This is a genomic window from Rhizomicrobium sp. (assembly GCA_037200985.1).
Classification (GTDB): Bacteria; Pseudomonadota; Alphaproteobacteria; order Micropepsales; family Micropepsaceae; genus Rhizomicrobium.
Genome location: JBBCGJ010000001.1, coordinates 3,159,790 through 3,183,858, shown reverse-complemented (window position 1 = coordinate 3,183,858; position 24,069 = coordinate 3,159,790). Strand labels below are relative to the sequence as shown.

Annotated in this window: 24 protein-coding genes; 10 read left to right on the top strand and 14 right to left on the bottom strand. The window is 67.4% G+C overall.

Annotated elements, in window-relative coordinates; genetic code table 11:
* Positions 1-59: 59 nt before the first annotated feature.
* Together purS and purC are read right to left on the bottom strand one after the other, a co-directional pair.
* Positions 60-302, bottom strand: a complete 243-nt coding sequence (gene purS / locus WDN01_15525) for a phosphoribosylformylglycinamidine synthase subunit PurS (protein MEJ0027435.1) — start codon at positions 300-302, stop codon at positions 60-62.
* 15 nt (positions 303-317) lie between these two features.
* Positions 318-1,082, bottom strand: coding sequence for a phosphoribosylaminoimidazolesuccinocarboxamide synthase (purC, locus tag WDN01_15520; GenBank protein MEJ0027434.1), 765 nt, complete (start codon positions 1,080-1,082; stop codon positions 318-320).
* A 200-nt stretch (positions 1,083-1,282) separates the two neighbouring features.
* Here purC and WDN01_15515 point away from each other — a divergent pair, with 200 nt between their 5' ends.
* Positions 1,283-1,603 carry a DUF1476 domain-containing protein gene (locus WDN01_15515; GenBank protein MEJ0027433.1) on the top strand — a complete coding sequence of 107 codons (321 nt, stop codon included), beginning with the start codon at positions 1,283-1,285 and terminating at the stop codon, positions 1,601-1,603.
* A 26-nt stretch (positions 1,604-1,629) separates the two neighbouring features.
* Here the strand turns inward: WDN01_15515 and WDN01_15510 are convergent, their stop codons facing one another.
* Positions 1,630-2,442, bottom strand: a complete 813-nt coding sequence (locus WDN01_15510; GenBank protein ID MEJ0027432.1) for a LytTR family DNA-binding domain-containing protein — start codon at positions 2,440-2,442, stop codon at positions 1,630-1,632.
* A gap of 147 nt (positions 2,443-2,589) precedes the next feature.
* On the opposite strand from WDN01_15510, the gene WDN01_15505 reads away from it, so the two are divergent.
* The 3 genes from WDN01_15505 (at position 2,590) to WDN01_15495 (ending at position 6,135) form a co-directional block, all read left to right on the top strand.
* On the top strand, positions 2,590-4,506 hold the full coding sequence (locus WDN01_15505) for a pyrroloquinoline quinone-dependent dehydrogenase (protein MEJ0027431.1): 1,917 nt from the start codon (positions 2,590-2,592) through the stop codon (positions 4,504-4,506).
* 115 nt (positions 4,507-4,621) lie between these two features.
* A complete protein-coding gene (locus WDN01_15500) occupies positions 4,622-5,890 on the top strand; it encodes a cytochrome P450 (GenBank protein ID MEJ0027430.1) in 1,269 nt (422 codons plus the stop codon).
* A complete protein-coding gene (locus WDN01_15495; protein MEJ0027429.1) occupies positions 5,887-6,135 on the top strand; it encodes a SemiSWEET transporter in 249 nt (82 codons plus the stop codon). Before WDN01_15500 ends, WDN01_15495 begins: the two co-directional genes overlap by 4 nt.
* Here WDN01_15495 and WDN01_15490 read toward each other — a convergent pair.
* The 7 genes from WDN01_15490 to map form a co-directional block, all read right to left on the bottom strand.
* Positions 6,094-6,819 carry a hypothetical protein gene (locus WDN01_15490; GenBank protein ID MEJ0027428.1) on the bottom strand — a complete coding sequence of 242 codons (726 nt, stop codon included), beginning with the start codon at positions 6,817-6,819 and terminating at the stop codon, positions 6,094-6,096. The genes WDN01_15495 and WDN01_15490 overlap by 42 nt on opposite strands.
* Before the next feature lie 317 nt (positions 6,820-7,136).
* Complete coding sequence (purB, locus tag WDN01_15485) at positions 7,137-8,444, bottom strand: adenylosuccinate lyase (GenBank protein ID MEJ0027427.1); 1,308 nt, start codon at positions 8,442-8,444, stop codon at positions 7,137-7,139.
* 71 nt (positions 8,445-8,515) lie between these two features.
* Positions 8,516-10,081, bottom strand: coding sequence for an ATP-binding cassette domain-containing protein (locus tag WDN01_15480; GenBank protein MEJ0027426.1), 1,566 nt, complete (start codon positions 10,079-10,081; stop codon positions 8,516-8,518).
* The gene (locus tag WDN01_15475; protein ID MEJ0027425.1) at positions 10,078-10,908 is read right to left on the bottom strand and encodes an ABC transporter permease subunit; all 831 of its coding nucleotides are present in this window, start codon (positions 10,906-10,908) and stop codon (positions 10,078-10,080) included. Before WDN01_15475 ends, WDN01_15480 begins: the two co-directional genes overlap by 4 nt.
* A complete protein-coding gene (locus WDN01_15470; protein ID MEJ0027424.1) occupies positions 10,905-11,795 on the bottom strand; it encodes an ABC transporter permease subunit in 891 nt (296 codons plus the stop codon). Before WDN01_15470 ends, WDN01_15475 begins: the two co-directional genes overlap by 4 nt.
* Before the next feature lie 59 nt (positions 11,796-11,854).
* Positions 11,855-12,610, bottom strand: a complete 756-nt coding sequence (gene radC, locus WDN01_15465; protein MEJ0027423.1) for a DNA repair protein RadC — start codon at positions 12,608-12,610, stop codon at positions 11,855-11,857.
* A gap of 82 nt (positions 12,611-12,692) precedes the next feature.
* The gene (gene map / locus WDN01_15460; GenBank protein ID MEJ0027422.1) at positions 12,693-13,529 is read right to left on the bottom strand and encodes a type I methionyl aminopeptidase; all 837 of its coding nucleotides are present in this window, start codon (positions 13,527-13,529) and stop codon (positions 12,693-12,695) included.
* A 98-nt stretch (positions 13,530-13,627) separates the two neighbouring features.
* Here map and WDN01_15455 point away from each other — a divergent pair, with 98 nt between their 5' ends.
* From WDN01_15455 to WDN01_15445, 3 genes are all read left to right on the top strand, one after another.
* Positions 13,628-14,383 (top strand): molybdopterin-binding protein, encoded by a 756-nt coding sequence (locus WDN01_15455; protein MEJ0027421.1) that lies wholly within the window; start codon positions 13,628-13,630, stop codon positions 14,381-14,383.
* A 216-nt stretch (positions 14,384-14,599) separates the two neighbouring features.
* Positions 14,600-14,875, top strand: a complete 276-nt coding sequence (locus WDN01_15450; protein MEJ0027420.1) for a hypothetical protein — start codon at positions 14,600-14,602, stop codon at positions 14,873-14,875.
* A 145-nt stretch (positions 14,876-15,020) separates the two neighbouring features.
* Complete coding sequence (locus WDN01_15445) at positions 15,021-15,311, top strand: hypothetical protein (protein MEJ0027419.1); 291 nt, start codon at positions 15,021-15,023, stop codon at positions 15,309-15,311.
* Here WDN01_15445 and WDN01_15440 read toward each other — a convergent pair.
* Entirely contained in the window at positions 15,308-16,183 is an 876-nt protein-coding gene (locus tag WDN01_15440) for a tetratricopeptide repeat protein (GenBank protein MEJ0027418.1), read from the bottom strand. The genes WDN01_15445 and WDN01_15440 overlap by 4 nt on opposite strands.
* The gene (locus WDN01_15435) at positions 16,180-16,929 is read right to left on the bottom strand and encodes an RNA methyltransferase (GenBank protein ID MEJ0027417.1); all 750 of its coding nucleotides are present in this window, start codon (positions 16,927-16,929) and stop codon (positions 16,180-16,182) included. Before WDN01_15435 ends, WDN01_15440 begins: the two co-directional genes overlap by 4 nt.
* Before the next feature lie 65 nt (positions 16,930-16,994).
* Here WDN01_15435 and WDN01_15430 point away from each other — a divergent pair, with 65 nt between their 5' ends.
* The 3 genes from WDN01_15430 (at position 16,995) to WDN01_15420 (ending at position 20,067) form a co-directional block, all read left to right on the top strand.
* Positions 16,995-18,206 (top strand): NADP-dependent isocitrate dehydrogenase, encoded by a 1,212-nt coding sequence (locus tag WDN01_15430; GenBank protein MEJ0027416.1) that lies wholly within the window; start codon positions 16,995-16,997, stop codon positions 18,204-18,206.
* Positions 18,207-18,334: 128 nt separating this feature from the next.
* Entirely contained in the window at positions 18,335-19,567 is a 1,233-nt protein-coding gene (locus WDN01_15425; GenBank protein MEJ0027415.1) for an ATP-binding protein, read from the top strand.
* 119 nt (positions 19,568-19,686) lie between these two features.
* The gene (locus tag WDN01_15420; GenBank protein MEJ0027414.1) at positions 19,687-20,067 is read left to right on the top strand and encodes a VOC family protein; all 381 of its coding nucleotides are present in this window, start codon (positions 19,687-19,689) and stop codon (positions 20,065-20,067) included.
* Positions 20,068-20,100: 33 nt separating this feature from the next.
* On the opposite strand, the gene WDN01_15415 is transcribed toward WDN01_15420, so the two are convergent.
* On the bottom strand, positions 20,101-21,324 hold the full coding sequence (locus WDN01_15415) for a cyclic nucleotide-gated ion channel (protein MEJ0027413.1): 1,224 nt from the start codon (positions 21,322-21,324) through the stop codon (positions 20,101-20,103).
* A complete protein-coding gene (alaS, locus tag WDN01_15410) occupies positions 21,321-23,984 on the bottom strand; it encodes an alanine--tRNA ligase (protein MEJ0027412.1) in 2,664 nt (887 codons plus the stop codon). The genes WDN01_15415 and alaS overlap by 4 nt, the downstream gene beginning before the upstream one ends.
* Positions 23,985-24,069: the final 85 nt, after the last annotated feature.

The following is a 24,069-nucleotide window of genomic DNA, read 5'->3' as shown; positions in this document are numbered from 1 at the left end:
GCGTTCTGTCGTCGTCACCTGGGTGGCCCGCAGTCGCGGGCCATGACAAGTGTGAGATTTCATCCCTTCAGCTCGATCTCGTATTTCTCGATCACGGTGTTGGCGAGCAGCTTCTCGCACATCGCTTTCAGGTCGGCCGCGGCTTTCGCCTCGTCCTGCTCCGCCAGTTCGAGGTCGATCACCTTGCCCTGGCGCACCTCGCCGACCGCGCCGAAGCCAAGCCCATTCAGCGCGTGGCCGATCGCTTTTCCCTGCGGATCGAGGACGCCGTTCTTCAGGGTGACGAATACGCGTGCCTTCATCGCCAATCGCTTCCCCTAACGAACAAGCTGTGGCCCCTTGCTCTCGCCCTGCACCTGGTCCGGCATGATGCCGAGGCGGCGGGCGACTTCGGAATAGGCTTCGACCACGCCGCCGAGGTCGCGGCGGAAACGGTCCTTGTCCATCTTCTCGTTGCTGGTCACGTCCCACAGCCGGCAGGAATCGGGGCTGATCTCGTCCGCCAGAACGATGCGCATATAGTCATTCTCCCACAGCCGCCCGAACTCGACCTTGAAGTCGACCAGCTTGATGCCGACGCCGAGGAACAGGCCGGAGAGGAAATCGTTGATGCGGATGGTGAGGTTGACGATGTCGTCCAAGTCTTGCGGCGACGCCCAGCCGAACGCCGTGATGTGCTCCTCGCTGACCAGGGGATCATGCAGCGCGTCGTTCTTGTAGCAATATTCGATGATGGAGCGCGGCAGCACCGTGCCCTCCTCGATGCCCAGCCGCTTGGACAGCGAGCCCGCCGCCACATTGCGCACGATGACCTCGAGCGGGATGATCTCGACTTCCTTGATGAGCTGCTCGCGCATGTTGAGGCGCTTCACAAAATGCGTCGGCACGCCGATCGCGTTGAGCTGCGTCATCAGATATTCGCTGATGCGGTTGTTGAGGATGCCCTTGCCGTCCAAGACCGCCTTCTTGGTGGCGTCGAACGCCGTGGTGTCGTCCTTGAAATACTGGATCAGCGTGCCGGGCTCGGGGCCTTCGTAGAGGATCTTGGCCTTGCCCTCATAGATCATGCGCCGGCGTTTCATGTTGTGTCCTTATTCCGCCGATGACGCGAAACGGGGGCTGCCCCCATCGGAGCGGCAAAATACCCACCGCGTCCGGCTGCGGCAACGTTGCGAAAGCGCGCATACGCCCCTATCTCTGCGCTGTCCACAAGCTTGCGCTAGAGTGCGGGCGGGACGCCGGCGCGCGCCTGGTAATTCTATGTAATTCAAGGGGTTAAGACATGAGCGGATCGTTCGAGGATCGCCGCAAGGGTTTTGAGGGCAAATGGGCCCATGACGCCGAGAAGCAGTTCAAGATCATCGCCCGCCGCAACAAGCTGCTGGGCCTGTGGGCGGCCGGCGAGCTCGGCAAGACCGGCGCGGACGCCGAGGCCTATGCCAAGGAGGTCGTGATCGCCGATTTCGACGAGCCGGGCGAGGAAGACGTCTACCGCAAGGTGCGCGGCGATCTCGATGCCGCGAAAGTCTCCGAACACACCATCCGCCACAAGATGGCCGAGCTGCTCGATGCCGCCGCCGAGCAGATCCTGAAGGAATCCTGAGCTATGCCGCGCGCGGCTTCGGATGACTAAGCCGCGCGCAAGCGCGCGAGCGCTTCGGGGAACCGCCGCGACAGCGGCACGCTGAGTTCGCCCAGTTCGACCGTGTAGTCGCCCGAGCCTTCGGGCCTCAGCGCCGTCATGCGCGCCGGATTGACCAGCCAGGAGCGGTGCACCCGCACGAAGCCGTGCGGCGCGAACTCCGATTCGAGGCTGCCCAGCGCCGCGCGCATCAGGGGCTTGCGGCCGTCGCGCAGCACGAACTCGACATAGTTCCCCGCCGAACCGATCGCCAGGATATCGCCGATGGGAACGCGCAGGATGCGCGCGCCGTCGCGGATGGAATAGGCCGCGTCGCTGCCGGTCGCCGGGCTTGGCGCCGAATGGTCCACGATGAACCGCGCGATCGCGAAGCTCGCGATCGCCAGCGCATAGCCGAACACGTCCTTGCCGAGTTCGTAGGTGAAGTGCAGGCCGAACGGCCCGAATTCGTAGCGCCGGCCCATCGCCGCATAGGCGATCTCTCGCAAGAGCACGAAGCCGGCGACGTGGCAGAACGAGAACGCCACGGCCGCCGCGGCATGGACCAGCGGCACGCGCCAGCGCGGCCGGCTGTCCAGCGGCACCAGCCGCAGCGCCAGCCAAGCAATCCACGCGAACAGGTTGAAGGTGATCCAGCTCGATCCCTCCCACACGATGGGTCCGGCCAGGCCGAAACGCGGCTGCTCATGGCCGATGGTGATGACATTGACGATGTTGACTGCGGCGACCACGGCCGCGGTGAAGGCGAGGCCGTAGAGGAAGGCCCGCCAGCCATCGGTCCCGGATTTGTCGCCGCTCATCCCAAGCCCTTGCCAGATATCACCGATCCGGCGCATCCCGCCCCCGAGCCCTTTCGCGGGGCGGAGCGGCGCACCAGATTGACGGACATCGGGACCTGACATGGCGCCACTATAGGGCGCCGGACGGTCGGACGGGGAGAGCCGAACATGCGCAGTGTCCTCATCGGTGCGGCGGTCGCGGCCTTGGCCGTTCTGCCCGGCCTGGCCCGGGGCGGCGAGCCTGGCTGGCCGGCCTATGGCGGCGATCCGGGCGGCCAGCGCTATTCGGCGGCGCGCCAGATCACGCCGGCCAATGTCGCGACCCTGTCGGTCGCCTGGCGCTATTCGACCGGCGATATGGTGCGCCGTGCCGGCGCGATGAAGCGGGCCTCGTTCGAGAACACGCCGATCCTGGCCGACGGCCGGCTCTATGTCTGCTCGCCCTTCAACGAGGTCAGCGCCCTCGACCCCGGCACGGGCAAGGAGCTCTGGCGCTTCGACCCCCATCTGAACGACGACATCCGCTATCCCAACGACTACATCTGCCGGGGCGTCGCCTATGCGAGCCATCTGGGCGCGCCGGGCGGCGCCTGCGCTGCGCGCATCTACCTCAACACCGCCGACCGCCGCCTGATCGCGCTGGACGCGGCCAGCGGCAGGCCCTGTGCCGGCTTCGGCGGCGGGGGAACCGTCGTGATCCCGCCCGGCGAGCAGCGCGAAGGCAGGACCAGGCGCTTCGGCCGCATCCACACGACCTCGGCGCCGGTGGTGAGTCACGGCCTGGTCATCGTCGGCTCGGCGATCGACGACAATCAGAAGGTCGACGAATTGCGCGGCACGGTGCATGCCTTCGACGCCGTCACCGGCGCGCTCAAATGGAGCTTCGATCCGCTCGCCGATCAGGCGCCGCCCTTCCGCGCCGGGTCGGCGAATGTCTGGGCGCCGATGAGCGTCGACGAGGCACGCGGCCTCGTCATCCTGCCGGTGTCGAGCGCCAGCCCCGACTTCTTCGGCGGGCTGCGCGTGGGCGCGGGCAAGTATGCGAACTCCATCGTCGCGCTGCATGTCGCGGACGGCAGCGTCGCCTGGTCGTTCCAGACCACGCATCACGACGTGTGGGACTACGACATCCCCGCCCAGCCGACGCTCGGCACCGTTACCTACAACGGAAAGACGGTCGCCGCCGTGCTGCAGCCGACCAAGCAGGGATTGCTGTTCACCGTGAACCGCGACACCGGCCTAGCCGTCATTCCGGTCGTGGAGCGCGCCGTGCCGCAAGGCGGCGTGCCGGGAGAGCACCTGTCGCCGACGCAGCCTTTCCCGATCGCGCCCGCGCCGCTGGCGCCCAGCCGAATCGCGCCGGACGATGCCTTCGGCCTGACCTTCTGGGATCGCGGCGCGTGCCGCGACAAGATCGCCACCGCGCGCCATGACGGGCTTTACACGCCGCCCTCGACGCAGGGCACGATCCTCTATCCCTTCACCGGCGGCGGCACGAATTGGGGCGGCCTCGCCTTCGATGCGGCGCACGACATCGTCTATGTCAACACGTCGAGCGCGATGCATCTGGTGACGCTGATCCGGCAGAAGCAGTTCCAGGAGGTCCGCGAGCGCTTCTTCGACAAGGAGGTCTCGCCCAATGACGGCGCGCCCTTCGGCATGATGCGCGAGACGCTGCTGTCGCCCATCGGCATGCCGTGCAACCCGCCGCCCTGGGGCCAGCTTCACGCGATCGACATGCACAGCGGCCGCATCCTCTGGTCGGTGCCGCTCGGCACGACGGAGGACATGGCGCCGTTCAGCGAATATCTGCTGGGAAAGACCGGCACGCCCAATCTCGGCGGGCCCATGGTGACCGCAGGAGGTCTGGTCTTCATCGGCGCCGCGATGGACAATTACCTGCGCGCCTTCGACGCGAAGAACGGCGCGGAACTGTGGCGCGGCCGCCTGCCGGCCGGCGGCCAGGCGACGCCGATGACCTATATCTGGAAGGGCCGCCAATATGTCGTGATCGCGGCGGGCGGCCATTCGAAGCTCAACACCAAGCGCGGCGATCAGGTATTGGCCTTTGCGCTGCCGAATTGACTTGCCGCATTTGTCATGGCCCGCGACTGCGGGCCGTGACACATGCGGACGGAATTGACTTCCCTCGCGGAAATCGGCGCAGTTAGTCGCGCTCCTTTTCGTGAAGGCCTCTCCGATGGCGACCGCTCTCGACAACGATCTCGTCTCCAACGTCGTCTTCGGCGACGACAAGAAGATCCATGCGCTGCTGGCCGATCTGCGCAGGAACGATCCGGTGCACTGGACCGAGCCGGACGGCTTTCGGCCGTTCTGGGCGCTCACCAAGCACGCCGACATTCTCGAGATCGAGAAGCTGAACGACCAGTTCCACAACGAGCCGCGCTCGGTGCTTGCCAGCAAACAGGCCGAGCACGACATGGCGGCGATGTGGGGCGGGCCCGATCCGAAGACCGGCCGGGTCTCGCCTTTCCGCACCCTGATCGACATGGACGGCGCCGACCACCGCGCCTATCGCGGGCTGGCGCAATCCTGGTTCATGCCGCCGAATTTGCGCAAGAATCTCGAGGCGCGCACGCACGAACTCGCCAAGCGCTATGTCGACCGCATGATGGAGCTGGGGCCGGAATGCGACTTCGCCAAGGACATCGCGGTCTACTATCCGCTGCATGTCATCATGTCGATCCTGGGCGTGCCGGAGAGCGACGAGCCCCTGATGCTGAAGCTGACGCAGGAATTGTTCGGCGGCGGCGATCCCGACATGCAGCGCAAGGACCGCGATCCGAACACCAATGTCATCGCCGACTTCTTCATGTACTTCAACAAGATGACGGAGGAACGCCGGGCCCATCCGGGCGAGGATCTGGCCTCCGTCATCGCCAACGGCAAGGTGAACGGCGCGCCGCTCGGGCCGATCGAGACCGGGTCGTATTACGTCATCGTGGCGACGGCGGGCCATGACACGACCAGCTCGTCCATCGCCGGCGGCCTGCGCGCGCTGATCGAGCATCCAGACCAATTGAAGAAGCTTCAGGCCAATCCCGAGCTTCTCGGCACCGCGGTGGACGAGATGATCCGCTGGTCGACGCCGGTGCAGCATTTCATGCGCACCAATGTCGGCGACGACTACGTCCTGCGCGGCAAGACGATCCGGACCGGGGAGGCGGTGCAGCTTCTCTACATCTCCGCCAACCGCGACGAGGAGGTGTGGCCCGACGCCTTCGACTTCCGCGTCGACCGCGAGAACAACCGCCATGTCGCCTTCGGCTATGGCGCGCATCTGTGCCTCGGCCAGCATCTCGCCAAGATGGAGATCCGCGCCTTTTTCAAGGAGCTGCTCGGCCGTCTCGAATCGATCGAGATGACCGGCGAATCCAAGCGCGTGCAGGCGACCTTCGTGAGCGGCTTGAAAACATTGCCGGTGCGCTACAAGCTCCGGGCGGAATGATCACACTGATCGGCCTCGCGGCCGCCTTCTGCACGACCATCGCCTATCTGCCGCAGGTCATCCACACCTGGCGCACGCGCTCGACCGGCGACCTGTCGCTGCCGATGTTCCTGGTGATGACGACGGGCGTGGCGCTGTGGCTGGTCTACGGCCTCTTCATCGGCGATGCGCCGCTGATCGCCGCCAACGGCACGACCGTCGTGCTAACCGGCACCATCCTCTACTTCAAGCTGCGGCATGGCTGAGGCGTCGGCGAAGAACGCGCCGCGGATATCGACGATCAGGAACACGATCCAGGACAGCGTCACCGCATTCGAGATATAGGGCCCGAACAGGTGCGGATTGGCGATGCCGATCGCGGTGCCGAGCAAGGCCAGTCCGCAGGCCGCCGCCGCCGGATAGTTCACCCGCCCCGATTTGATCAGGATCGTGCCGGCGACCGCCGCGGCGAGCCCCAGCCCGGTCCACTTCACCCCCGTCGCCCAGGGCAGCACGACGAGCCAGGAGGTGAGGGTGTCCGGCGCCGCCGTGACCTGGAACAGGCAGACATTCTCCAGATAGTCCGCGACCGCCGCGACCGCCGACAGCACGAAGCCGAGGAACGCCGCATGCTCGTCGCGCGGCACCATCGCGAGGAAGAAGAACAGCAGGAAGGCGCCATAGGCCGGAATGAAGACCAGGCTGTCGATCAGGGTGACGAGGTTCAGTTTCGCCGCCAGCGCGGTGCGGCAGGCGCTGGGCGCGGCGCCGAAGATCGCCTGCAGGTCGGCGACGCTGCGCGCCAGTTCTTCCGCGATGACCGCCGGATAGTTCGCCGCCAGACCGCCGCAGGCGGCCGGCGCCGGCTGGAACAGGCCGGCGAGCACGAGCAGCAGGATGACGGCTGCGCCGCCCAGGCTGATGCGATAGGCGAGTTTGGCGGAGATCATCGCCTCTTTCCCTTCGTCGACTTGATTCGGCGCATTTGGGCGAAGGGACCAAGTTTTTTTTGAATGGCTTCTTTTTTTGCGCGCCGGAGACGTTTCTCTGTAGCGCTGATAAGCCGAGAGCCTGAGTATGTCTCATCGCGATACCCAGCTACTAGAAGTCCCCAGCAGTCGTGCCTGTCCCATGGTGGAACGTTGAGATTCAGCATCGCTGCACTGTGACACGTGCACCTAAATTGCCAAATCGTCGCGGAACAATCGGGACATTTCGACTTGAAAAGAGTCGAGCGACATTCCGGCCGATGGCGTGGATGTCCCACTTATTTTTCTCCGAACACCCGCTTGAAGATCGTGTCGACTTCCTTGGTGTGGTACTCGACGTCGAACATCGCCTCGAGCGCTTTGGCCGGCACCGATTTGGAGACCTCCGGATCGGCCTTCAGCAAGTCCAGCAGCGTGCCCTCGCCGGCCCAGGCGCGCATCGCGTTCTTCTGCACCAGTTTGTAGGCCGCCTCGCGCTCGATCCCCGCCTGGGTCAGCGCCAGCAGGGCGCGCTGCGAATGGATGATGCCTTGCGTCGACTCCAGGTTCTTCTTCATCCGGTCGGCGCGCACCAGGAGCTTGTCGACCACGCCCGCGGCGCGCGCCAGCGCGAAGTCCAGCGTGATGGTCGCGTCCGGCCCGATGAAACGCTCGACCGAGGAATGCGAGATGTCCCGCTCGTGCCACAGGGCGACGTTCTCCATCGCCGGCATGACATAGGCCCGCACCATGCGCGCCAGGCCTGTCAGGTTCTCGCTCAGCACGGGATTTCTCTTGTGCGGCATGGCGGAGGAGCCCTTCTGCCCCTCGGCGAAGAATTCCTGCGCCTCCAGCACCTCGGTGCGCTGCAGATGGCGGATCTCCGTCGCCAGCCGCTCGATCGAGCTCGCCACCACGCCCAGCGCCGCGAAATAGGCCGCGTGCCGGTCGCGCGGGATCACCTGGGTCGATACCGGTTCGACCGTCAGGCCGAGCATCTTCGCGACGTGCTCTTCCACGCGCGGATCGACATTGGCGAAGGTCCCCATCGCGCCAGAGATGGCGCAGGTCGCGATCTCCGCCTTCGCCGCGATCAGCCGCGCCTTGGCGCGCACGAACTCGGCATAGAAACCCGCGAGCTTCAGGCCGAATGTGGTCGGCTCGCCATGGATGCCGTGGCTGCGGCCGATGGTGACGGTGTATTTGTGCTCGAAGGCGCGTTTCTTGAGCGCCGCCAGCAGCAGATCGACATCGGCGACCAGGATGTCGGTGGCGCGCGCGAGCTGCACGGACAGCGTGGTGTCCAGCACGTCGGACGAGGTCATGCCCTGGTGCACGAAGCGCGCCGCGGGGCCGATCAGCTCCGCCAGATGGGTGGTGAAGGCGATGGTCTCGTGCCGCGTCTCCTTCTCGATCTCCTCGATTCGCGCGACGTCGATTTTCGCGTCGCGGCCCTTCTCCCGGATCGTGGCGGCGGCTTCTTTCGGGATGACGCCGAGCTCCGCCATCGCCTCGGCGGCGTAAGCCTCGATCTCGAAATGGATGCGGTATTTGGTTTCGTCCGACCAGAGCGAAACCATCTCGGCGCGCGCGTAGCGGGGAATCATCGAAGGAACCGGTTCGTTACGGGGCCTTATAGGTCCAACCCGCCGTCAAATCCACGCCGGCGCCAAATCTGTCACAGGCTTGGCGGGATCGCGGCCTCGATCAGAAGGCGGGTTTCCTCGTCCTTCGGGTTTTTCAGGATGTCCCTGAGCGGCCCGCGCTCGACGATCTTGCGGTCCTTGAAGAACATGGCGTCCTCGGCCAGCGCCTGGGCGACGCCGACATCGGCGGTGATCACCAGGAAGGCCGGCCCCTCCTGGCGGCGGAAATCCTCCAGGAGCTCGGTCAGGATCGACTGCGCGAAGGCGTCGAGGCCGCGCAAGGGCTCGTCGATCACCGCCAGGAAGGGGGCGCTCACGATGGCGCGGGCGACTTGCAGGCGCCTTTTGTCGAAGGGCGACAGCGTGGCGACGGACCGCCGCCCGTCATAGCTCGCGAGCCCGACGCGCTTCAGCGCGGTTTCGCGGTGCCCCGCCACCATCTCGCGCGACAGGCGCAGATGGGCGCGCAAGGGCTCGTCCACCGTGTCCCACAGCGTCATGCGCGGATCGAGCGCGTCGTCGGCGCCGGTGATGAAGGCGATGCGCCGGCGCAGGCGCGAGGTCATGGGCGCCGACAGGATGCTCATGTCGACCTGGTCGAGCACCACGCGGCCGCTCGCGACGTGATCGAGCCCGAGCAGCGCCCGCACCAGCGCGCGCCGCCCCGAGCCTTCCTCGCCGATCAGCGCCAGGGCGGCGCCGCGGCGCAGCTCGAAGGTGATGCCGTCGCGCCCGCGCCCCGTCTTGCCCTTGGTCCCCGCGAGATCGAGCCCCTGCACCTGCAGCAGCGGCTCGCCGCGCGTCGCGTTGCGCCCCGGCGGCAGGCCCAGGGGCCTGGGCAACGCCTTGAACAGGGTGCGGGTGTAGGCGTGGCTCTGCCCGCTCGCGAGCTTGGCGAAGGCGCCTTCCTCGATCACCTTGCCCTGGCGCAGCACGATCACGCGGCTTTGCAATTGCGACGCCGCCTTCAGGCCGCGCGCGGCGTAGAGCAGCGCGAAGCCGAGCCGCTTCTGCTCGGCCATGAGCGCGGCGACGATGGCGCGGATGGAGCGCGGCGTCAGGTCGCCGAAGGCGTGATCGGCGATCAGAAGCTGCGGCGCTTGCGCCATGGCGGCGGCGAGCAGCGCCCAGGACAGCGCCATCGCGTCCAGTTCGCCCGGCCGCTTCTTCAAGTCCGCGAAGGGCGGTCCCGCGGGAAAGCGCTCCAACGCGATGCGCAGCTCCTCGCGGGCGCTGGCGCGGGGGCCGCCATGCCGGCGCGCGATCACGCGCGAAAGCTGCGACGCCACGCTGGCATGCGGATTGAGCGGCGCGTCGGCGGCGGCCGCCAGATAAACGATCCGCGGATTGGGCTTGCCGCGCTTGCCCGCCGGCACCGGCATTCCGTCGCCGAACGCGATCGTTCCGGAACATTCGTCGCCGCGCCCGCCATAGCCGCCGAGCACCCGCAGCAGCGCGTCCTTGCCGCTCGCCGCATCGCCGAGCAGCACCAGCGTCTCGCCGCCGTCGAGCTTGAAGGACAGCTTTTCCAGCGCCACGGCGCCGTCATGGATGACGCCGAGGTCCCGCACCTCGACGACGGGCCGGCCGTCGCTCATGCCCGTTCGCCTTCGTCGAGCCCGGCCGCCAGCCGTGCGAACAGGATCAAGAGGGTCAGCGCCAGGGCGGGAAACGCCGCCGTCCACCAGGCGTGCAGAAAATAGGGCTTGGCCGCCGCGATCATCAGGCCGAGGTCGCGGTGCGGCGGCACCGCGCCGAAGCCCAAGAAGCTCACGGTCGACAGGACCAGCGTCACCGCCGCCAGCGCGCGCGCCGCGCTGGAGAGGATCGTGTCGCTGAATTCGTAGACGAGGTCGCGCCGGAGCAGCGTGGAGGCGGAAATGCCGGTCGCCCGCGCATACTCGGAATGGGTCGCGCGCTCCTCGATCCGCGCCCGGTCGAAGGCACGCACGAAGGTGAAGGGCGCGGCCGACAATCCCGCCGCCACCGCCGCCCAGTCGCGCGTCGAAAGCCCGATCACCAGCACCGCCAGCAGCAGCGCCGGCAGCGAGGCGAGAATTCCCACGAGGCTGCGGACCGCCAGTGCGAGCGAACGCGGCAGCCTGGCCGCCACGAAGCCGAACAGGGCGCCGGCGATCAGAGTCACGACGGTGGCGGGCAGGGCGCTGCGCACCGTGGCGCTCAGCGCGTGCAGCGTCTCGCTCAGCATGTCGCGGCCCAGGATGTCGGTCCCGAAGCGGAAGTCCGCCGAGGGCGGCGCGAGCAGCGGCCCGATGCCGGTCGCATTCGCCGGCGCGCCGGCGAGGAAGTCCGACAGGCTCACCGCGACCGCGATCAGGCCGAGCCCGATCCATCCCACGATCCTGAGCATGGCGTGCAGCGAGGTCGCGCCCGACGGCGCCTGCGCGGTCGCCGCGAGGGTCATGGCGCGGCCCCCGTCGCGACCAGCGGATAGGCGGCGCAGCGGCCGATGAGATCGGCGATCATCGTCAGCCCGGCGAAGCTCAGAAGGATGGGCGACACGATCGCCCAGTCGTGCAGCGCCACCGATTTGACGAACAGATCGGCCGCGCCCGCATAGTTGAACACCCATTCCGCCACCGCGGCGGCCGAGAACAGCGCCAGCATCACCTCGCCCAGATCGGTCAGGAGGCCGGCGAAAATCTGGGGCACGCCGTAGACGGTTTCGATCTCCCAGGCCGGCAGGCCCATGCGGCGAAGCTGCGTCCGCCAGGGCTGGCGCGCCGATTCGGCGCCGGCCCGCCGCAGCGCAAGTTGCGCCGCCGCGGCGCCGGACAGTCCGACGGTCAGGACGGGAAGCAGAAGCGTTTCGAGCCCACGCGCGTCCCTGGGCACGAGCGCCAGCCCGGCCGCGACGCCGGTGCCGCGCGGCACCGGCCAGTGCAGCAGGTTGGCCGCGACGAAGGCGAGCGCCAGGCCGGCGCAGAAGATCGGCGCCGCCGAAAGAACCTGGACGAGGGGCGCCGCCGCGCGCCGCGCCGGCCCGGCGCCGAACAGGAACCCGACCGGGATTCCTACGATCAGAGCGATCACGAAGCCTTCCAGCACCAGGCCCAGCGTCAGCGGCAAGCGGTCGGCGAGTTCCGCGCGCGCGGACGCGCCGGTCATGGCGCTATGGCCGAAATCGAAATGGGCGAAGGCGTCCAGGGCGCGTCCCCAGGCGACCAGGAAATGCCAGATCCCGTCGCCGGCGCCCGGCGTCGCGAGCGCGGAAATGGCGGCGGCGAGCAGCACGGCGCCCGCCAGGCCCAGCCCCGTCCTCCCGGCCTCGCGCAGCACGAAACGCAGCATGATTTCCCCGATTTGACCGCGACTATAGCAGCGCCGCGCGAAAGGCCGGCAACACCTATCTACAACAGTCCCAGCGCCTTGAAGCTGGCATGGCCGCTGCGGCCGATCACCAGATGGTCGTGCACCGCGATGTTCAGGGCCTTGGCCGCCGCCGCCACGTCGCGGGTCATCTCGATGTCGGCGCGGCTCGGCGTCGGATCGCCGCTCGGATGGTTGTGCACCAGGATCACCGCGCTCGCGCCCAGCTCCAGCGCCCGCTTGACGATCTCGCGCGGATAGACCGGCGCATGGTCGACGGTGCCGCGGGTCTGCACCTCGTCGGCGATCAGGATGTTCTTGCGGTCCAGGAACAGGATGCGGAATTCCTCGTTCGGGCTGCGCGCCATCGCCGCCGTGCAATAGTCGATCAGCGCCGCCCAGGACGACAGCGCCGGCTTGTTCAGCATGGCATTGCGCGAAAGCCGGAGCGCCGCGGCCTCCACGATCTTGAGCTGCGCGACGACCGCGTCCCCGACCCCGTCCACTTCGAGCAGCCGGGCGCGGGGCGCCGCGATGGCCTCGGCGAAACTTCCGAAATGGGCGATGAGCTGCTTGGCGAGCGGTTTCGTATCGCGGCGCGGGATCGCGGCGAACAGCACGAGCTCCATCAATTCATAGTCCGGCATGGCGCCGGCGCCGCCTTCCAGGAAGCGCTCGCGCAGGCGTTCGCGATGGCCGATCTGGTGCGCCTCCGGCTCGGGGTCGCGAAAGGGCAGGCCCATGTCGGCGGCGCCCCGCATCGTGTCTTCCGCAGGCTTGGTGTTCTTGCGCGCCATCGCTCGCCCCGTCCGCGGACCCGAGCTTATCAGGCGTCCCGTCGCGCACGAAGCGGGCGGCGTCAAAATTGACGGGCGTAAATCAGATCCCGTAGGGCGGCTTGTCCCAGCCCTTGGGCGATTTCGTGAAGATCTCGACGCCATCCTCGGTGACGCCCACGGAATGTTCGAACTGGGCCGACAGCGAGCGGTCGCGCGTCACCGCGGTCCAGCCGTCGTTCAGGACCTTCACGCCATAGCCGCCCAGATTGATCATCGGCTCGATGGTGAAGAACATGCCGGGCTTCAGACCGATGCCGTGGCCGGGCTTTCCGTAGTGCACGATGTTGGGCAGGGCGTGGAAGATGCGGCCGACGCCATGGCCGCAGAAATCGCGCACCACGGCGCAGCGCTCCTGGCCCTCGGCATAGGACTGGATGGCATGGCCGATGTCGCCCGTCGTGTTGCCCGGCGTGACCGCGGCGATGCCGCGCAGCATCGACTCATAGGTGATGTCGACCAGCCTCTTGGCCTTCAGCTTCACGTCGCCGACCAGATACATGCGGCTGGTGTCGCCGTGCCAGCCGTCCACGATCACCGTCACGTCGATGTTGACGATATCGCCGTCGCGCAGCGGCTTGTCGTTCGGGATGCCGTGGCAGACGACGTGGTTGATCGAGGTGCACAGCGTGTGGCGATAGCCGCGATAGCCCAGGCAGGCCGGGATGGCGCCGTGGCTGACGACGTAATCGTAAGCCAGCTTGTCGAGATATTCCGTCGTGACGCCCGGCTTCACCGCGGGAACCATGAGGTCGAGCACCTCCGCCGCCAGCCGTCCGGCGCGGCGCATGCCCTCGAAATCGGACGGGTTGTGCAGCGTCACCGCGAAATGGGCGCGGCGGGTGGCTTCGAAGGCTTCGGCGTCGGGCATGAAGGACATTGCGGCAATTCCGTCGATTTGGGTCGCTTGATGTAGGGGCAAATCCCCTGTTTTCTAGGCGCGTCGAACGCAACAACGTCTTACACCGGCTTCGCCCCATGAGCCAGCCCGCGCCCGTGACCGCCGCCATCCTCGTCATCGGCGACGAGATCCTGTCGGGCCGCACCCAGGACACCAACACCGCCTATATCGCGAAATTCCTGGCCGCGCTCGGCATCGACCTGCGCGAGGCCCGTGTCGTGCCCGATGTGACGGCGGAGATCGTGGCCGCGGTGAACGCGCTGCGCGCCCGCTACACTTACGTCTTCACGACCGGCGGCATCGGCCCGACGCATGACGACATCACCTTCGAAGCCATCGCCGCGGCCTTCGGCGTCGACGTGCACTATCACCCCGAGGCGATGGCGATGATGGCGGCGCGTTACAAGCCGGGTGAGTTCAACGAAGCGCGCAAGCGCATGGCGCTGGTGCCGGTCGGCGCCGAGCTGGTGCGCAACAGCGTCTCCACCGCGCCGGGCGTGCATATCGGCAATGTCTTCGTGATGGCCGGCGTGCCGATGATCATGCGCGCCATGCTCGATGCGATCGAGCCCTTGCTTCAGCGCGGCGCGGTCGTGCACGCCGCGACGGTGCAGACGAAGGTTCCCGAAGGCCGTCTCGCCGCGGGCCTCGAGGCCATCCAGAAATCTCATAAAGATGTCGCAATCGGCAGCTATCCCTTCTATCGCGAGGATGGCTCCGGCGTTCAGCTTGTCGCGCGCGGGCGCGACGCCGCCGAAGTCGAGACCGCCGCGGCCGAAATCGAGCGCATGCTGGCCGATCTCGGGGCCGAGGCCACAAGGGTAACCTCATAAGTTTATTTCCCGGATGGAGGTTCCTCGGGCCCGACATTAAGCATGACAAGGCGAGGTGCCTTGTGTAGCCTTCCCGCGCTGGACAGAGGCATGCCGCGAAGCACGGCACGCCCCGCTGGGGCGGGAAACAAGACGACAAAGGGGCGCAAGCCCGACGAAAGGATTTGGGCCCCGTGGCAAGGGCCCGTAAGCGATCGATCTTTGGAGTGGGCGCATATGACGATGAAGCGGGTTCTGGGCGCGGCCGTTGGCGGCATCGTGGTGGCGGTAGCGGGCGTGGCGCTCGCGGCAAATCTCACCTCCTCCAAGCAGGCCGATTTCTTCGCCGCCGGGCGGCATCAGTTCTACGTCTGGTGCGCGGGTGGGACGGACTTCACGGCGCTCCAGGCCGGCGTCAGCGCCGCCGATGCCCAGATGAAGCTCTACAATTCCGAAAAGCGCGCCGGGAAGACCAATTGCTGGCCGGTCTGGCAGGGCCGGATCTCGGGCTGAACGCCCCCTCGAAATTGCGCTCTCTATGCGAAAAAGGCGGCCCAAGGGTCGCCTTTTTGCTGTCGCCCGTCCTGGCCGCTTGACTTGGGCCAAGTCGCGGTAAGTATGCGGCTTACCGCCTTTCCCGTCGCATGGAGACATCCCAGTGAAATACGGAATCGACTATCGCTACCTGCCCAAAGGCGGCGCTCTGCCGGTGGACAATACCCAGCCGGTGGATGTCGAAGTCGACCATGACCAGTTCGCGCTGATCCCCAATGTCGGCGACTATGTCGATATCCCGGGCGACGATCCGGGCATGCGCAACGTGCCGCTGAAGGGCAAGGTCCGCTCGCGCCTGTTCAAATATGTGATGAACTATTGCTACATCACCATCGTGGTCGAGGACACCGAGGACGATTGGTCCAAGCTGCGCGCCCACGCCGCGGACACCTAGAGTCCCAGCGACTTCCGCTCCGCCTCGAAGGCGGTGAGCGCGTCCCTGTTGCCGGCGAACGCCTTGCGCGCGTCGGCCAGGGCGGCGCGCGCCTTCTCCTGATCGCCGAGCACGGCATAGGCGCGGATCAGCCGCTGCCAGCCCTCGGCATCGTCGGGATTGGCTTTGAGCCGCGCCGCGAGGCCAGCGACCATCGCGGCGATATTGGGCGCGGCGCCGCCGCTGCGCGCTGTCAGCGCCGCGATCCGATCGACAAGGTCGGCATGCAGCTCCGACTTCGCCGGCGTGTCGGCGAGCAGGCCGTTCCAGTATTGCAACGCCATCGGCGCATTGCCGCGCGCCGCCGATGCGAGGCCGAGGAAATAGCGCGCCGACCTGTCCTTGGGATCGACCGCCAGCGCCTGGGTGAAGGCCGTTTCCGCCTCCGGCGTCACCGCGCCCATGGCGGCCTGGGTCAACGCCTCGCCATAGGCCGAATAGAGGAAGGAATAGCGCTGGCCCTGGGCCGTCGCCGCGTCGATGGCGCGCGAGAAGGCGCTCGCCGCATCGGACGGGTCGTTCGCCGAGAAGTAATACTGGCCCAGCAGGGCCCAGCCGCGCGGATCGCGGGGCTGCCTCTTCACCGCGGCGGCGAGCCGGCCGATCAGGGCATTGGTGCCATGGTCGTCCTTGCCTTTCAGCGTGCGCACCGCCAGCGCCGGATGGCCGAGCGTGAGATAGAGCGCCCCGCCGATGCCGAACACGAACAGCACGGCCGCCGCTCCCAGCACCAGGCCCTGGCGGTTCCTGAGACGCAGCAGCACCGGCCCGACGACGAACGCCGCCGCGACCAGCGCGACGACGGCGAAGATGGCGAAGGCGAGGGCGGTCATGCCCCCTCCGGCGGCGGGCGGCGGAACTTGCCCTTGGCGAGCGCCACGATCATGCCGCGGATGGTGCGCACCTCCTGGTCGGTCAGGTCGGCGCGGTTCAGGAGCGCCCGCATGTGGCGGATCATCGGCGTCTCCTTGCTGGGCGGATAGAGGAAGCCGTTCGCCAGCAACTCGCCCTCCAGATGCTCGAAGAGCTGGAACATCTCCTCGCGCGTCGCCTTTTTGGCGATGGGTCCGTGGTCGATGCGCGTGCGCGGGCTCTCGTCCATGGCGCGGAACCACTCATAGCAGATCAGCATCACCGACTGCGCGAGATTGAGGGAGGAGAACTCCACCGTCGGGATGGTGACGATCGAGGTCGCCAGCGACACCTCGTCATTGTCCAGGCCCGCCCGCTCGCCGCCGAACAGCACGCCGCAGCGCGTTCCCCGCGCCGCCGCCGCATGGAGCTGCCGCGCCGCTTCCGGCGGGGTGACGACCGGCTTGGCGACGCCGCGCTCGCGCGCCGTGGTCGCGAAGACGAGCTGCAGGTCGCCCAGCGCCGCGGCGGCCGTGTCGTACAACCGCACCTTGTCGAGCAGGTCGGCGGCGCCGGCCGCCATATGGCGCGCCTTCTCGTTGGGCCAGCCGTCGCGTGGGCGGACCAGCCGCAGGTCCGAAAGGCCGAAATTCTTCATCGCCCGCACCGCCGCGCCGATATTCTCGCCGAGCTGGGGATGGCTGAGGATGATGGCGGGGGCGGTCATTTGCGGCTTTGACGGGTCTATGGGCCCCCGCTATACCCCGCGCCAGCAGCACTTTCGAGGCCCCCATGGACAAGATCAAAGTCGCCAACCCGGTCGTCGAGCTCGACGGCGACGAGATGACCCGCATCATCTGGGACCTCATCAAGAAAAAGCTGATCCTGCCCTATCTCGACATCGACCTCGAATATTACGACCTCGGCGTCGAGCATCGCGACGCCACCGACGACCAGGTCACCATCGACGCCGCCCACGCCATCGCCCGGCACGGCGTCGGCGTCAAATGCGCCACCATCACGCCGGACGAGGCGCGCGTCGCCGAGTTCAAGCTCAAGAAGATGTGGAAGTCGCCCAACGGCACGATTCGAAATATTCTCGGGGGGACGATCTTCCGCGAGCCGATCATCTGCAGGAACGTGCCGCGCCTGGTGCCGGGCTGGACCCAGCCCATCGTGATCGGCCGCCACGCCTATGGCGACCAGTACCGCGCCACCGATTTCCGCTTCCCGGGCAAGGGCACGCTCTCGATCAAATTCGTCGGCGAGGACGGCAAGGTGATCGAGCACGAGGTGTTCCAGGCGCCGGGATCGGGCGTCACCATGGCGATGTACAATCTCGACCGGTCGATCATCGATTTCGCGCGCGCCTCGATGAACTACGCGCTGGCGCGCAAATATCCGCTCTATCTCTCGACCAAGAACACCATCCTCAAGGCCTATGACGGCCGCTTCAAGGATCTGTTCCAGGAGGTGTTCGACGCCGAATTCGCCGACAAGTACAAGGCCGCCGGCATCACCTATGAGCACCGCCTGATCGACGACATGGTGGCGGCCGCGCTGAAATGGAGCGGCGGCTATGTCTGGGCCTGCAAGAACTACGACGGCGACGTGCAGTCCGACACGGTGGCGCAAGGCTTCGGCAGCCTCGGCCTGATGACCAGCGTGCTGCTCACGCCCGACGGCAAGACGGTGGAAGCCGAAGCCGCGCACGGCACGGTCACGCGCCATTACCGCGAATACCAGAAGGGCCGCTCGACCTCGACCAATTCCATCGCCTCGATCTTCGCCTGGACGCGCGGGCTTAGCCACAGGGCCAAGCTCGACGGCAACGCCGCGCTCGACAAGTTCGCGCACACGCTGGAAAAGGTCTGCGTCGAGACGGTCGAGGCCGGTTTCATGACCAAGGACCTCGCGCTGCTCGTCGGCCCGGACCAGAAATGGCTCACCACCGAAGGCTTCCTCGACAAGGTCGACGAGAACCTCAAGGCGGCGATGGCCTAGCCGGCGCGCGCCGTCCGACTGGCCATTGCCGGGCATCCGACATAAGATGCTCTGCGGTACGTACAATTCCGTATCGCACCGCACGGAGCGGCGTGGTCGGTTTTGGCGTTTCGTAGCGAGCAGGTTTCATGGCGCAGAGCCCACCCGCGCCTGTCGATTTCAAGGCTCTGTTCGAGAAGTCGCCCGGCCTTTATCTCGTCCTCGATCCTGAGCTTCGCATCGTCGCGGCGAGCGACTCGTATTGCCAGGCGATGCGGATCGACCGCGAGGCGGTTCTGGGGCTCAACATCTTCGATGTGTTTCCGGAAAATCCCGACCGCGAGGACGCGAATGCGGCGGCGGAATTCCGCGCCTCGATCGAGCGGGTGTTCCGCCTGCGCCGCCCCGAATCCATGCCGATCAGCCGCTACGACGTCCGCCTGCCGCAAAGCGAGGGCGGCGGCCTGGCGGAACGGTATTGGAGCCCGCGCAACGTGCCGATCCTCGACGATGCGGGCGAAATCCGCTGGATCGTGCATCGCGTCTATGACGTGACGTCGGCCGTTACCGATCCGGAATCCGACGAAGCGCGGCGGCGCCTCGCCCGGAATCAGGAGCGGCTCATCCTGGAGCTGCAGAGGAGCAACGAGGAACTGGCGCAGATCGACGCCCTGCGCAGCGGCCTGCTCCAGATGTCGCGGCTCAACACGATGGCGATGATGGCGTCGGCCCTGGCGCACGACGTCTCCCAGCCCCTGACGGCGGCGAAGAATTATCTGAGCGCCTTGAAGCGCGGCGGCGCGGTCTCGGATGCCAAATCGGAGGAGCTGATCGGCAAGCTCGCGCAGCAGATCGACCGCGCCAGCGACATCGTCAAGACGCTGCGCGGCTACATGTCGGCCGCGACCACGGCGCATCGTCTCGAAGACGTCGCGTCGGTGGTGGCGGACGCGGCGCGGTTGCTCGAATCGGTCGTCCGGCGCGCCGATGCCAAACTCGTCATCGCCGTCGCGCCCGGCCTGCCGCCGGTGCAGATGGATCGCGTCCAGATCCAGCAGGTCCTGGTCAACCTCGTGACCAATGCGGCCGAGGCCGTCGCCGGCCAACCGCTTCGGGAGATCGCGCTGACGGTCCGCCTGGACGAGGATGCGCTGCGCTTCGACGTCGCCGACACCGGTCCGGGCCTGCCGGAGGATGTGGGCAAGCGGCTGTTCGAACCCTTCGCGAGCACCAAGCTGATGAGCATGGGCCTCGGCCTGCCGATCAGCCGCCAGATCGTCAGCGGCCATAAAGGCACGATGTGGGTCTCGCCCAACACGCCCACGGGGACCGTGGTCTCCGTCACGCTCGCGCTCGATCGGGCGGCTGCGAAATCGTCCTGACCGCCCGATCCCTGCAGCGGCAGGCATTGCGTTTTTCAGGCCCGCGCCCGAACAATCGTTCTTGATGCGTTCCGAATTCTTGTCTTAGGCTGATCCGCCAGTTTGGTGGAGAAGGGACGATGATTGGCTATGTCACGATCGGCGCCTTGAGCTGCGAGGCGTCGGGCCGCTTTTACGACGCCGTTCTGGGTGCCTGCGGCAATGAACGGAAATTCGATGACAGCGGCTGGGTCGGCTACGGCCCGAAGGGCAAGGATTCGCACTGCGTCTATCTCTGCCCGCCCTACAACAAGGAGCCGGCCCGTCCTGGCAACGGCATGATGATCGCCTTCAAGGCCTATTCGGAAGCGGCGGTGAACGCCGCTTACAGCGGCGGTCTCGCCAATGGCGGCACGGATGAAGGCGCGCCGGGCTATCGCCCGCCGGAGAAGAGAAGCTGGTACGGCGCCTATCTGCGCGATCCGACCGGCAACAAGATCGCGGTGTATTTCGCGCCATAGGGGATGCGGACGGCCGAACGCGCCGGCGGCCCGCTACCGCGTTCGGTCCGGCGGCTGGACGGCGTGCGCCTTTTCCACTTCCGGCTCCGCCAGCCAGGGGTCGAGCGCGGATTTGGGCGTCATCTTCCCGATCGTCTCGCGCAGTCCCGGCCGCTTCTGCAGCAGGGCCTCGAAATCCGCCGCCGACAATTCGAGCAGCCGCGAGGTCTGCACCGCCACGATCGTCGCGTCGCGCATGCTGTGCTCGACGAGGCCGAGCTCGCCGAAGAAATCGCCCGCCGAAAAGCGCAGCCTCGCGCCGGGCATCTGCGCCTCCACCTCGCCCGCCACCACGAAATACATCGCCGCGGCGTGCTCGCCCGCCGGCGAGATGATGTCGCCGGCGCTGACCGTGTTGGCGCGCAACAGGTCCATGATCTCGCTCACGGTGCGCGCGTCGAAGCCCTGGAACAGCGGCACGCGCGCGAGCATGCCGAAGGTCACCACGAAATCGCGGCGGTGGATGGAGTTGGCGAAGCCCGTCGCCACGATGCCGACGGGCAGCGCGGCGAGGCCGAGGCCGACGATCATCGCGACGCCGGCCAGCAGGCGCCCGAGCGGCGTGTGCGGCACCGCATCGCCATAGCCGACCGTCGTCAGCGTCGTCACCGCCCACCACATCGCGCGCGGGATCGTGCCGAAGGCCTCCGGCTGGGTCTCGGCCTCGATCGCGTGCATCGCGGCGGCGAACAGCAGCATGGCGCAGAGGAACAGCAGCAGGCTGCCGTAGAGCGCGCGCCGCTCCTCCACCAGCACGCGCGACAGCGCCGACAGGGCGGGCGAATAGCGCGCGATCTTCAGAAGCCGCAGCAGCCGGAACAGGCGCAGCACGCGCAGGTCGGCGACGGGCAGGAACAGCGCCGCCATGGCGGGCGCGATCGCCAGGAAATCGATGATCATCACCGGCCGGCTGGCGAAATAGAGCCGCCCGAGGAGCGGTCCGCGCTCGCTCGCGATCGGGTCTTCCGGCGCCGTCCAGATCCGCGTCGCATATTCAACCGCGAACACCACGACGGAGACGAGCTCGAACCAGTGGAGCGTGTGGCGGTGCGCCGCCTCGAAGGCCGGCACGCTCTGCATCGTATAGGCGGCGACGTTGAGCACGATCAGCGCGATCAGCGTGCCCTCGACGGCCGCGCCCAGGGGTCCGCCCAGACGGCCGCCTTCGAGCGCGAGATAGGCGCGCCGGCGCAAGGGTTCGCCGGCCGCGCTCTTCATGCCGCCGGCGGGAGCGCTTTCACGCGGTCGGCGATCGCGTCGAGCGCGCTCTGTGCCTTGGCGCCGTCCGGGCCGCCGGCCTGGGCCATGTCGGGCCGCCCGCCGCCGCCCTTGCCGCCCAGCGCCTCGGCGCCGAGCTTGACGAGGTCGACCGCGCTCACCCGCGCCGTCAGGTCGTCGGTCACGCCGACGACCAGCGAGGCTCGTCCCTCCGCCACCGCCACGAAGGCGACGACGCCCGAGCCGATCTGCGCCTTGGCGCCGTCGACCAGCGATTTCAAATCCTTGGGCGCGACGCCCTCGACGATCCGCGCATCGACGGCGGGGCCGTCCCCGGCTTTGGCCTCCGCGCGCGCCGCCGGCGCCGCGGCGGTCCGGCCGAGCGCAAGCTGCTTGCGCGCCTCGACCAGCTCGCGCTCCAGCTTGCGCCGCTCTTCGGAAAGCTGCGCCACGCGCGCCGGCAATTCGGGCGCCGTCGTCTTCAGCGCCGCCGCGGCCTCGCGCGCGATCTCGGCCTGGCCGGAGAGATATTTGCGCGCGCCCTCGGATGTCAGCGCCTCGATGCGCCGCACGCCGGCGCCGACCGCGCTCTCGCTCAGGATCGTGAACAGCCCGATATCGCCCAGCCGGTGGACATGGGTGCCGCCGCACAGCTCGACCGAATAATCCTGGGCCGCGTCGATGTCGGTGCCCATGGAGAGGACGCGCACCTCGTCGCCGTATTTCTCGCCGAACAGCGCCTCGGCGCCGGCGTCGATGGCCTTTTCGGTCGCCATCAGCCGCGTGGTGACGTCGGAATTCTGCCGGATCACGTCATTGACCATCTGCTCGATGCGTTCGAGCTCGTCATGCGTCACCGGCTTGGGATGGCTGAAATCGAAGCGCAGCCGCTCGGGCGCGACCAGCGAGCCCTTCTGCTGCACATGGCCGCCCAGCACGCGCTTCAGCGCGGCATGCAGAAGATGCGTCGCCGAATGGTTGGCCCGCGTGGCGCGGCGGCGCTCGCCGTCGACCTTGAGGTCGACGGTCTCGCCCACGGACAGCGCGCCATGCTCCACGGTCACGACATGGACATGCAGGCTGCCGAGCTTCTTCTCGGTGTCGATCACGCGGCCGGCGCCCTTGGGCGAGGTCATCGTGCCCTGGTCGCCGACCTGGCCGCCGGATTCGGCGTAGAACGGCGTCTGGTTGGTCACGATCAGCACGGTCTCGCCCTTGGCGGCGGCGGCCAGCCGGTCGCCGTCCTTCAGGACGGCGAGGATGGTGCCTTCGGCATGTTCGGTGTCGTAGCCGAGGAACTCTGTCGAGCCCAGTTCGTCCTTCAGCGCGAACCATTGCGCGTCGGTGGTGGCCTCGCCGGTGCCGGCCCAGGCCTTGCGCGCCTCGGCCTTTTGCCGCGCCATGGCGGCGTCGAAGCCCTCGGTGTCGACGTCGATATTCTTGGCCTTCAGCGCGTCCTGCGTCAGGTCGAGCGGGAAGCCGAACGTGTCGTAGAGCTTGAAGGCGACGTCGCCCGCCAGCTTGCCGCCGGCCGGGATGCCGGCCGCGGCCTCGTCGAGCAGCTTGAGGCCGCGCGCCAGGGTCTCGCGGAAGCGGATCTCCTCCAGCTTCAGTGTCTCGCCGATCAGCGTCTCGGCGCGCTTGAGCTCGGGATAGGCCTGGCCCATCTCGGCGACCAGCGCCGGCACCAGCCGGTGCATCAGGGGGTCCTTCGAGCCGATCAAATGCGCATGGCGCATGGCGCGGCGCATGATGCGGCGCAGCACATAGCCGCGGCCCTCGTTCGAGGGCAGGACGCCGTCGGCGATCAGGAAGGAGGTCGAGCGCAGATGGTCGGCGATGACCCGGTGGCTGAACACCGCGTCGCCTTCCGCCCTGGCGCCGGAGAGGTCGACCGAGGCGGCGATCAGGTGGCGGAACAGGTCGACGTCGTAATTGTTGGTGACGCCCTGCAGGATGGCGGTGATGCGCTCCAGCCCCATGCCGGTGTCGATCGAGGGGCGCGGCAGGTCGATGCGGGTGTCCGCGTCGACCTGCTCGAACTGCATGAAGACGAGGTTCCAGAATTCCAGGAAGCGGTCGCCGTCCTCCTCCGGGGAACCGGGCGGGCCGCCCGCGACGCTGTCGCCCTGGTCGTAGAAGATCTCCGAGCAATAGCCGCAAGGACCGACCGGCCCCATCGCCCACAGATTGCTCTCATGGCCGACGATGCGGTCGTCGGGAAGGCCGGCGATCTTCTTCCACAGCCCGCGCGCGACCTCGTCGGTCGGATAGACCGTCACCCACAGCTTGTCTTTGGGCAGCGCCAGCGTGCCCGAGATGTAGTCCCAGGCATTGGCGATCGCGACTTCCTTGAAGTAGTCGCCGAACGAGAAATTGCCCAGCATCTCGAAGAAGGTGTGGTGGCGCGCGGTATAGCCGACATTGTCGAGGTCGTTGTGCTTGCCGCCGGCCCGCACGCATTTCTGCACCGAGGTGGCGCGGGTATAGGGCCGCTTCTCCGCCCCGGTGAACACGTTCTTGAACTGCACCATGCCCGCATTGGTGAACATCAGGGTCGGGTCGTTGCGCGGCACGAGCGGGGAGGAGGGCACCACCGCATGCTGGCGGTCCCGGAAGAAATCGGTGAACGAGGTGCGGACGTCTGCGAGGCTTGTCATGGGGCCTATGTAGCCGCCGCGCCATTTTCTGTCATCCCCAGGCGTGGAATGGCGGTTCTTCCCGACGGATATCGACCCTCCCTCA

Excerpts from the sequence above, each read along its gene's own strand:
- purS (MEJ0027435.1), bottom strand. The coding sequence starts at position 302 with ATGAAGGCACGCGTATTCGTCACCCTGAAGAACGGCGTCCTCGATCCG.
- purC (MEJ0027434.1), bottom strand. The coding sequence starts at position 1,082 with ATGAAACGCCGGCGCATGATCTATGAGGGCAAGGCCAAGATCCTCTAC.
- WDN01_15515 (MEJ0027433.1), top strand. The coding sequence starts at position 1,283 with ATGAGCGGATCGTTCGAGGATCGCCGCAAGGGTTTTGAGGGCAAATGG.
- WDN01_15510 (MEJ0027432.1), bottom strand. The coding sequence starts at position 2,442 with ATGAGCGGCGACAAATCCGGGACCGATGGCTGGCGGGCCTTCCTCTAC.
- WDN01_15505 (MEJ0027431.1), top strand. The coding sequence starts at position 2,590 with ATGCGCAGTGTCCTCATCGGTGCGGCGGTCGCGGCCTTGGCCGTTCTG.
- WDN01_15500 (MEJ0027430.1), top strand. The coding sequence starts at position 4,622 with ATGGCGACCGCTCTCGACAACGATCTCGTCTCCAACGTCGTCTTCGGC.
- WDN01_15495 (MEJ0027429.1), top strand. The coding sequence starts at position 5,887 with ATGATCACACTGATCGGCCTCGCGGCCGCCTTCTGCACGACCATCGCC.
- WDN01_15490 (MEJ0027428.1), bottom strand. The coding sequence starts at position 6,819 with ATGATCTCCGCCAAACTCGCCTATCGCATCAGCCTGGGCGGCGCAGCC.
- purB (MEJ0027427.1), bottom strand. The coding sequence starts at position 8,444 with ATGATTCCCCGCTACGCGCGCGCCGAGATGGTTTCGCTCTGGTCGGAC.
- WDN01_15480 (MEJ0027426.1), bottom strand. The coding sequence starts at position 10,081 with ATGAGCGACGGCCGGCCCGTCGTCGAGGTGCGGGACCTCGGCGTCATC.
- WDN01_15475 (MEJ0027425.1), bottom strand. The coding sequence starts at position 10,908 with ATGACCCTCGCGGCGACCGCGCAGGCGCCGTCGGGCGCGACCTCGCTG.
- WDN01_15470 (MEJ0027424.1), bottom strand. The coding sequence starts at position 11,795 with ATGCTGCGTTTCGTGCTGCGCGAGGCCGGGAGGACGGGGCTGGGCCTG.
- radC (MEJ0027423.1), bottom strand. The coding sequence starts at position 12,610 with ATGGCGCGCAAGAACACCAAGCCTGCGGAAGACACGATGCGGGGCGCC.
- map (MEJ0027422.1), bottom strand. The coding sequence starts at position 13,529 with ATGTCCTTCATGCCCGACGCCGAAGCCTTCGAAGCCACCCGCCGCGCC.
- WDN01_15455 (MEJ0027421.1), top strand. The coding sequence starts at position 13,628 with ATGAGCCAGCCCGCGCCCGTGACCGCCGCCATCCTCGTCATCGGCGAC.
- WDN01_15450 (MEJ0027420.1), top strand. The coding sequence starts at position 14,600 with ATGACGATGAAGCGGGTTCTGGGCGCGGCCGTTGGCGGCATCGTGGTG.
- WDN01_15440 (MEJ0027418.1), bottom strand. The coding sequence starts at position 16,183 with ATGACCGCCCTCGCCTTCGCCATCTTCGCCGTCGTCGCGCTGGTCGCG.
- WDN01_15435 (MEJ0027417.1), bottom strand. The coding sequence starts at position 16,929 with ATGACCGCCCCCGCCATCATCCTCAGCCATCCCCAGCTCGGCGAGAAT.
- WDN01_15430 (MEJ0027416.1), top strand. The coding sequence starts at position 16,995 with ATGGACAAGATCAAAGTCGCCAACCCGGTCGTCGAGCTCGACGGCGAC.
- WDN01_15425 (MEJ0027415.1), top strand. The coding sequence starts at position 18,335 with ATGGCGCAGAGCCCACCCGCGCCTGTCGATTTCAAGGCTCTGTTCGAG.
- WDN01_15420 (MEJ0027414.1), top strand. The coding sequence starts at position 19,687 with ATGATTGGCTATGTCACGATCGGCGCCTTGAGCTGCGAGGCGTCGGGC.
- WDN01_15415 (MEJ0027413.1), bottom strand. The coding sequence starts at position 21,324 with ATGAAGAGCGCGGCCGGCGAACCCTTGCGCCGGCGCGCCTATCTCGCG.
- alaS (MEJ0027412.1), bottom strand. The coding sequence starts at position 23,984 with ATGACAAGCCTCGCAGACGTCCGCACCTCGTTCACCGATTTCTTCCGG.